Here is an 8,389-nt window from a genome sequence, read left to right as displayed (position 1 = left end):
CTGAAATTCTGAAAGCAAAAGGTACGCCAATCCTACCAGATATGGAGTCAACAACTCCTAGTACCTATGGTTACTTGCCACCAGATTTCTTAGCAGAGTATTGCGGTCTATCTGCTGATGACTTTACCGATCCCTCTATTGATTCGAGCATCAACTATATCTCGGTTCAGCCCCAAAATAGAGCTACATTTATCGCTAGTAAAACTTTATCCGAGCAAAAAATTCCTCAATGCTTACAAACTCAAAGCGTTAATGTTGCTTCTGCTTTTGTGGCAATAGTTTCCGAGGGTAGAGCCTGGGGGGATAAAGCAGTTAGTGGTGTAATTACCCAAGAAAACAAAATTATCGCCGATACTTATTCTGGAAGCTTTGGCTTGGTCTTAAGTTCGACAGATTTACCCGCACCTAAATACATAGATGGCACGGTGGCATTCCTGTCAGTTCGATGGGGTCAAAGAGGTTATTTTCACTGGATGTTTGATATTTTAGCCAGAATTGAAATAATCAAAGCCAGTGGCATTGACTTAGATAATATCGATTATTTTGTCGTTAATAAGTGCGATCGCGATTTTCAAATTGAGACCTTTAAACATCTTGGTATTCCCAGAGAAAAAATAATTGAGAGTCTAGCAACGCCTCACATACAAGCAAAATCCTTAATTGTTCCTTCATTACCCAAACTTAGAGCTTATCGAGATGCTCAATGGGCTTGTCAAGCTTTGAGAGATAATTACCTTAATACTTCGATTGCCAATCCCAATCCTGCATTTGAGAAAATTTACATCAATAGAAGTAATGTTGCCCATCGCCAAGTGGTTAATGAAAACCAAGTAATTGCCAAATTAGAAAGCTGGGGCTTCACTAGTGTTGCTTTTGAATCAATGTCGTTTTTCGAGCAGGTTTCCTGCATGGCATCTGCTAAAGTCGTAGTTGCGGTTCATGGTGCGGGGCTTAGTAATTTGGTGTTTTGCGCCCCTGGAACCAAAGTCATCGAAATCTTCTCTCCAGAGCATTTACAAAATACTTATTGGAGAATTAGCAATCTTTGCCAATTAGAGCATCATTTTCTCTTGAGCGATGAGTTAGATAGCCAGCTACAACCCCCTCAACGTTCGGTTAAAAAAGATGTTCGGATTAATCTTAAAGATCTAGAACGGTTGTTAGAAGAAATTGACATCGAGCCAACTCCTCCAGTCAACAATACGACTATCTTAGTTAAAGAAGAGAGAGAAGAAGGCGATGTAAATTTAGCTAAATACCATCGAGCTTTAGAACAAGAGCCAAAAAACAGTCAGCATTACTTAGAATTAGGTAACGCTTTAGTGGCAGCAGGAAAACCCGATCGAGCAATGGTTTTTTATAAAATTGGGCTAAAAATTCAACCCAATAATTCTGAGTTGCAAATGCAACTAGGTCGAGTTTCCCCTCAAGATAGTTCGATCGTGAAGCGGTATCGTCAGGAAATTGAAAGTATCAAACCCCAGGACGTAAAAATTACCTTTGCCACTATTATGCTCAATGAGGAGGAGTATATTGGCAAGAATCTAGAGCAGCATTATTCTCTTTGTGATGAATGGATCTTAGTCGAGGGGACTTGTCTGGGCTATCCCACCGAAAGAGTCACTCCCGACGGATTATCTAAAGATCGCACCGCAGAAATTATCAAAAACTTCCCCGATCCAGAAAATAAAATTCGCTTTATTCAACACGGTTGGACAAAAGCAACGGGAGAAGATGCCAAAAGTGAAATGCGCAATCGCTACGCAGAGGTAGCAGATACGGGAATTTTAGTAGTAATCGATGCTGATGAATTCTATCGTCGCAATCATCTCAAGAAAGTTTTACAAAAATTGACCGAAACAAAATCCAATGCTTGGCGACTGCCTCAAATGCACCTATGGAAAACTAGCGATCGCGTTATTAAGGGAGGGTACTACGATGTAGGACACAATCGGATTTATTCTTGGCACAAAAATTTGAGATACGTTACCAATCACAATCACCCCGAAACAGAATGCGGTCATCTCTGGCACGAATGCGGAGAGTACGTTAAAAGTCCTCGCAAATTTGTTAAGCAAAACAAAGGCTTTACCCATCCTGATTTTTGCTGTTTCCACTATGGTTTTGCCAAGTCTGAAGAAAATATGAGAGATAAAACCAACTACTACATTGGTCGAGGAGAAGATACCACTCGACCGACCACTACTGCCTGTCGTACGGGCTGGTTTGAAGATAAAGTTCCTGAAGGTTGCGAAGTATTACCCTGGCAGGGCAGATTACCCGAAGTTTTTGAAAAAGTTTGGTCTCATTATTATGTTTAATGTTGGTTTGGTAGGATGGGGCGCGTCTACGGGCAATGGTGGTATGAACCACGATCTAGCTCGGTTAGCTCCTTGGATAACTTCTTGGTTATGTCCCAAACATCCTAGTTTGGGTTGGCACGAACCTTATTTAGAAGCGGTAGCGGACACAGTTAACGTCGTCCGTTGCAATCGCGATGATGACATTGAAATCTACAATCGTTTTTTAGACAGCGTTGATGCCGTTTTATTTATCGAACAGGTTTACCTCAACCTAGATAATTACGATTTAGTTGCAGAGTGTAAAAAACGAGGGGTGTTTACTGTTTGCATTCCCATGTGGGAATGGTGGCCCGAACGCAAGCCCTGGAGTCAGAGTGTAGATATGGTTTGGTGTGTAACTAAATACACTCGTCAATATTTGACTACTTTAGCTAAATATCTTCAATACCGTCACGACCGCTGTGACTGGGCAAATGCTATTTATGGTCAGCATTGGGGCATCGAACTAGAAGAATTTCAGTTTACTCCCCGCAAACGTGCCAAACGCTTTTTGTTTGCCAATGGTCAAGGAGGAGGTAAGCCGTTAAGAAAAGGTTCGACAGTTATCGCCGAAGCAGCAGCTTATATTCCCGAAATTGAGATTATTATGCTGAGTCAGACCGATAACTATGCCAAACCTATGCCCGATAACGTCAAAATTGTTCAGCGCAACTTCCCTACCAAAACAGAAATTTATCAAAATGGAGATGTTTTTCTAGTACCGACTCATTGGGAAGGTTTGGGACATGGTTTATATGAGGCTCAAGCTTGTGGGTTGCCAGTAATTACCACAGATGCACCTCCTATGGATGAATGTGGTGCAGATTGGTTTGTTCCCGTAGTTCATTCAGAACAATATAAGCTTTCTGGTAAACCAATTCCTAAAGTATTTGCCGATGCTAAAGAGTTGGCCAGACTACTCAGAAAGATTCAGAATATGGATATTCTCGACAAAAGTATTGCTGCGCGCAAGAGAGTTGAAGATAGTCACGATCTCAAGGCGGTAGTTGGCGATTTAGGTCGGGCGATCGAAACTGCGATGGTTGGCAATCGAGCGATTGCTTCGATAACTGGAGTAGATAATTTATCCCGTATTCGTTATCAGGCAGCCATCAAAAAAGCTTGGAATGCTTTCGAGCAGAAGCAGCCAGAGCAAATGAATCAGTTTTTGTTGGCTTCACTCTCCCATAGTCCTTATCTAAAAACAGAAACAATTTTGGATTGGTTCGAGCAATTTAATAATTTTTCTGCCAACAAAAAACCATTGAAACATACTCAAGCTATTACTTCCTCCGAATCTTGGGAGCGACTAATCGAAGAAGTTTTGCTGAAATAGTGGCAAACTTGCATTGCTAATCTTTGTTAATGGTACAAAACGTTGGAAAATCCCAAAAACCAAACGATTATCAAACAATGGGGGCTACAAAGGTCAGGTACAAACTTAACTAAATGGCTGCTAGAGAAAAACTTTCAGAACCTTGAAGTTTATACCAATCAAATGTCCTGGAAACACTCAGTACCATCAAACACAAAACAGTTTGAAAAATATGCTCGACCTTATCTTAGAGAACCCGATTTTCATATCGTTACTTTAAGAGATCCCTACAGTTGGCTCTATAGTTTTATTAAATATTGCGATCGCAATCCTCCTACTTTACCCAGCAATTTTCCTCTCTATCAATCTCAGCCCAACAATACTCAAGAAATCATGTCTTTGTGGAATAAATATGTTGGCGAATATCTTGATTTTATTGCTCACAACGATCGCGTTTTGGTAGTCACCTATAGACAATTAATTCTCAATCCTGAAAAGGTCTTGTCCAGAATTCAAAATAAGTTCGCTTTGAGCAAAAGTAAAAGTATTACCAACTTTATATTTCCCAAAGAAGGTGTAGATCCCCATACTAAAGGTGAAAAACTAGATCTCAACTTTACAGTTGCTAGAAAATATTTGGCAAAAATCACCTTAGAAGAAAAGCGAATTATTAACAATACAGTTTCTTTAAGAGTTAAATTTTTCTTTCTGCTAAAGAAATTTTGCTTCATTTTCAATTGATCTTTAATTTTTGGAGGTAATTATGTCTCAAGCTACCGTTCACGAATCGCGAATTTGTCAATTTATTTCTGATGATAATCCCCCTCAGTATTTATTAGATGTAGGTGTAGGCTGTAAGTCGGAATACTCTACTTTAGCCGAGCGTTATCCTAAGATGAAAATTATTGGCTTAGAACCATGTCCGATAACTTTTAAAAATTTAATTTCTAAGTTTCAAGGATTACTTTTACCTTATGGAGTTTGGGAGAAAGAAACTAATTTAGATTTATATTTTTCCAAAACAAGCCTAGATTCTGCTAGCGTATTTGCCATTGGTAGAGATGAAAATGTAAAAATACGCGCTCTTACTCTTGATTCTGTTGATGATAGCTTAGGAAATCCAGATCGTATCTTGCTCTGGATGGATGTTGAAGGTTCAGAATTAATGGGTTTAAAAGGAGCTAAGAAATTACTCAAATCAGGAAGAGTTAAATGGATTAATTTGGCAGTTCGCAATAAATAGTCGGGAGGAATTAAAGCCTGTACCAAAGATGAGATAGATGAATTTCTCGGTAAGTTTGGCTACCAAGAAAAACTACTTTATAACCATCATAATACTAAATCAGAATATTGCCGTTGCGATGCAATTTACAAACGCGGTTGACAAGAACACAAAGCATTTTTAAACTGTATCAGTCGAAAGACTAGTAACTAGCAACAAATTGCTATTCGGTTTGATACTTTAAATTAGTAACACCAAAAACTAGTAGTTTGCTTCTGAGGATATTTTTCGTCAGCAATATGTTTGTTGCTCGCAAAATAGTTGAATCAATAGCTTCATCTTAAATTCTTAGTAATAGATAGCTCGCAGTAATTTTAACCCCATTACCAAAATAATTCGGAAACTTTACTCAATGAAAATTATCAACATACATCGGAAAGCAACTCCCAACCGAGGTGATTTAGCTTCTGCTCCATGTCAATATTTTCCTCAATTAAATGAAGCCATCAATATGGATATATTGGGCTATAAAGACACTAACGAAGAGAAAAGAGAAAAATGGTTGTCTCGTTTAAATGCAGCCGATCTAGTGATCTTGGGTGGTGGTGGATTATTATCTATGCCTAAATTTGCCGAAGGAATCGAGCTTGTTTGCAAGAAAGATAATGTAGTGGTTTGGGGACCAGGATATAACGATATTAAGATTAAATCCTGGAATGGATTGGGCGAAATTTCCATTGAAAATCAGTTACAAAACGCTAAATTGATTGGTATTAGAGATTGCCAATCAATTTATGAATGGGTACCCTGTTCTAGTTGTATGAGCGATTCTTTTGATAAGCAATACGAAACAAAACACGATATTGTAGTTTTTGAGAATTTTACAGTTAATAATTTATTACCGTTTGTAGACGAACTCGGTATTAAAAAATCTCAGTATATGAATAATTTCAAAACTCCATTAAATGAGGTTATAGAGTTTTTAGCTTCTGGAGAATTGGTTATTTCCAATTCTTTTCATGGTGTATATTGGGCAACTCTGTTAGGAAAAAAAGTATTAGGTATACCTACATCTTCCAAATTCTATAGTTTGAAACACGCCGTACCTTTGTGTTCGATTAAAGATTGGCAAAGATATTCTAAACTTGCTAGAACTTATCCAGAAGCGTTAGAAGAATGTCGAGAAGCTAATATAAAATTCAAAGAAAAAGTGATGGACAAATTTAAAATTTCATAGCTTTTTTTGAAAATTTAGATGCAAGGGAAGGTTGTTATTAATTGACCCAACTGCGAATTAAAACTGTTATCGCTCTTTAATCTTCAATATTATTGAGCGATCGGCTTTAGTTTAAAATATTTATATTTTAATAAAAAACTTTAGTAAAAACACGTCAATACCAACACTAATTGAATTAGTTTTTAGATAATTATACGGTATTAAAATAATAAATTAATGAGATAAATACTGTTTTCAAACTAATAACCGCTAATTACATTGGTAGTTAATTCTTATCACAAATACCAAGTAATTATTATGGTTCAACCCTCTGCAACCGAGCAGTATATGCTCGAATTAATTAATCGCGCTCGCCTTAATCCTACAGCAGAAGGAACTTTACATGGAGTTAGCGATCTCAATGATGAATTAGCTTCTGGAACGATAAGCACCGACCCCAAACAGCCTTTAGCATTTAACCTACTATTAATAGATTCTGCTAGAAGTCACAGCCAATGGATGCTCGACACAGATACATTTTCCCACACAGGGATTAATGGAACTAGTTCGAGACAGCGTATGGGAAATGCTGGTTATCAATTTACTGGACCTGCTTGGGGTTCAGGAGAAAATATTGCCTACAAAGGAACAACGGGAGGTGTAAATAAAACTGCTTTTATTGAATCTAGCCATGCTAGCTTGTTTAAAAGTCCTGGTCATCGCAAAAATATTTTGGAAGATAATTATCGCGAGATTGGAGTGGGTGCTATTGAAGGAATATTTACTTCAGAAGTTGAAAATCCTAATTACGATCCTGTAAATTTTCCCGAAGAACCAGAATTTATAGATGTGGATTTTAATTCATTGATGGTCACCCAGAATTTTGCCTATTCTGGTTCAGATGTATTTTTGACGGGTGTTGCTTATGACGATTTAGTTTTGAAAGATGACTTTTATACCGTAGGCGAAGGTTTGAGTGGAATAGAGATTACCGCAGTTAATACTTCTACGGGTAACTCCCATAGTATCAATACTATGGATGCAGGAGGTTATCAAATACCTCTTACTTCTGATACTTATAATTTGACTTTTACCGATACTGACAACAACATTTTGGGTTCTACTCAGGTCAACATTGGTACGGAAAACATCAAATTAGATCTAAATCTCGATGGTGTTCTCAGTCTTTTTTTCGCTGGCAGTAGCGATTCCGAACGTTTTAAAGGCATCTCTGGAAACGATACTCTTTATGGCAACAATGGTAACGATACTTTGTCTGGGAGTTCGGGGGCAGACTTTCTATCTGGTGGAGCCAACCCCGATCTTCTTAATGGAGGAGAAGGTGATGATACTCTCGATGGAGGAAGTGGCAACGATAAACTCTATGGTAAAGAAGGTCACGATTCTTTGTTAGGAGGCTCGGGTAACGATTACTTTAGCGGTCATGATGGCAATGACACCGCGTATGGCGGAGATGGTAACGATACCTTAGCGGGTGGTAGCAATAATGATAAGCTCTATGGAGAACAGGGCGATGATTTTCTAGTTGGCAACAATGGTAAAGATACTTTGTCTGGGAGTTCGGGGACAGACTTTCTATCTGGTGGAGCCAACCACGATCTTCTCAATGGAGGAGAAGGTGATGATACTCTCGATGGAGGAAGTGGCAACGATAAACTCCATGGTAAAGAAGGTCACGATTCCTTGTTAGGGGGCTTGGGGAACGATTACTTTAGCGGTCATGATGGCAATGACACAATGTATGGCGGAGATGGTAAAGACACCTTAGCGGGTGGCAATCATGACGATTTACTTTATGGAGATGAAGGCGACGATTTACTTTGGGGAGGAGATGGTAATGACACAATGTTTGGCGGTGCGGGAACAGATATTTTTGCTCTCGAATCTACTAAGGATACGATTTTGGTCGATGATTTTATTAGTGGAGTCGATCTTATAGGGTTGACGGGTTCGCTAAATTACAGCGATCTCAATTTTGCCGATAGTGGTTTGGACGTGCTGATTTATGACTCGACAAACAATAATGCTCTGCTGGCTAAGATAAACAATATTAATGCAGCCGATTTCACCCAGGCTGACTTTGTGACTGTCTAGATTTTTGGCGTTGCCAATCGAGTAATGTTTTATAAATATTACCTAAGTACAGATACCGTCTTAAAAGTCAACCAACTTGACAGTAATTAGGATCGAAAGGCTTGCCAGTTTTAATGACTCCGTAAGCAATATGGAGAAGCTTTCTCATAAGTGCGCCCAAAATTGCCATCGGATGTTTT

At 38.6% G+C, this 8,389-nt stretch carries 6 protein-coding genes; all 6 read left to right on the top strand.

Annotated elements, in window-relative coordinates; translation table 11 throughout:
- On the top strand, nucleotides 1–2,321 hold a 2,321-nt coding region (locus AC33VI_RS12295), incomplete at its 5' end, for a glycosyltransferase 61 family protein (protein WP_491782558.1).
- Nucleotides 2,314–3,678 carry a glycosyltransferase family 4 protein gene (locus tag AC33VI_RS12290; RefSeq protein ID WP_491782557.1) on the top strand — a complete coding sequence of 455 codons (1,365 nt, stop codon included), beginning with the start codon at nucleotides 2,314–2,316 and terminating at the stop codon, nucleotides 3,676–3,678. The genes AC33VI_RS12295 and AC33VI_RS12290, both read left to right, overlap by 8 nt.
- Nucleotides 3,679–3,840: 162 nt before the next feature.
- Nucleotides 3,841–4,398, top strand: coding sequence for a sulfotransferase domain-containing protein (locus tag AC33VI_RS12285; RefSeq protein ID WP_491782556.1), 558 nt, complete (start codon nucleotides 3,841–3,843; stop codon nucleotides 4,396–4,398).
- 22 nt (nucleotides 4,399–4,420) lie between these two features.
- Nucleotides 4,421–4,900: an FkbM family methyltransferase gene (locus AC33VI_RS12280; protein ID WP_491782555.1), complete on the top strand. Its 480-nt coding sequence runs from the start codon at nucleotides 4,421–4,423 to the stop codon at nucleotides 4,898–4,900.
- 391 nt (nucleotides 4,901–5,291) lie between these two features.
- The gene (locus AC33VI_RS12275; protein WP_491782554.1) at nucleotides 5,292–6,116 is read left to right on the top strand and encodes a polysaccharide pyruvyl transferase family protein; all 825 of its coding nucleotides are present in this window, start codon (nucleotides 5,292–5,294) and stop codon (nucleotides 6,114–6,116) included.
- A 297-nt stretch (nucleotides 6,117–6,413) separates the two neighbouring features.
- Nucleotides 6,414–8,210 (top strand): CAP domain-containing protein, encoded by a 1,797-nt coding sequence (locus AC33VI_RS12270; protein ID WP_491782553.1) that lies wholly within the window; start codon nucleotides 6,414–6,416, stop codon nucleotides 8,208–8,210.
- Nucleotides 8,211–8,389 lie beyond the last annotated feature (179 nt).

The organism is Waterburya sp. (assembly GCF_058530065.1).
The sequence above is the reverse complement of the archived record's forward strand: the minus strand, read 5'-3'. Positions and strand labels throughout refer to the sequence as shown.

Bases quoted from the DNA above. Each gene is read 5' to 3' on its own strand.
- AC33VI_RS12285 (WP_491782556.1), top strand. From the start codon at position 3,841: ATGTCCTGGAAACACTCAGTACCATCAAACACAAAACAGTTTGAAAAA.
- AC33VI_RS12280 (WP_491782555.1), top strand. From the start codon at position 4,421: ATGTCTCAAGCTACCGTTCACGAATCGCGAATTTGTCAATTTATTTCT.
- AC33VI_RS12290 (WP_491782557.1), top strand. From the start codon at position 2,314: ATGTTTAATGTTGGTTTGGTAGGATGGGGCGCGTCTACGGGCAATGGT.
- AC33VI_RS12275 (WP_491782554.1), top strand. From the start codon at position 5,292: ATGAAAATTATCAACATACATCGGAAAGCAACTCCCAACCGAGGTGAT.
- AC33VI_RS12270 (WP_491782553.1), top strand. From the start codon at position 6,414: ATGGTTCAACCCTCTGCAACCGAGCAGTATATGCTCGAATTAATTAAT.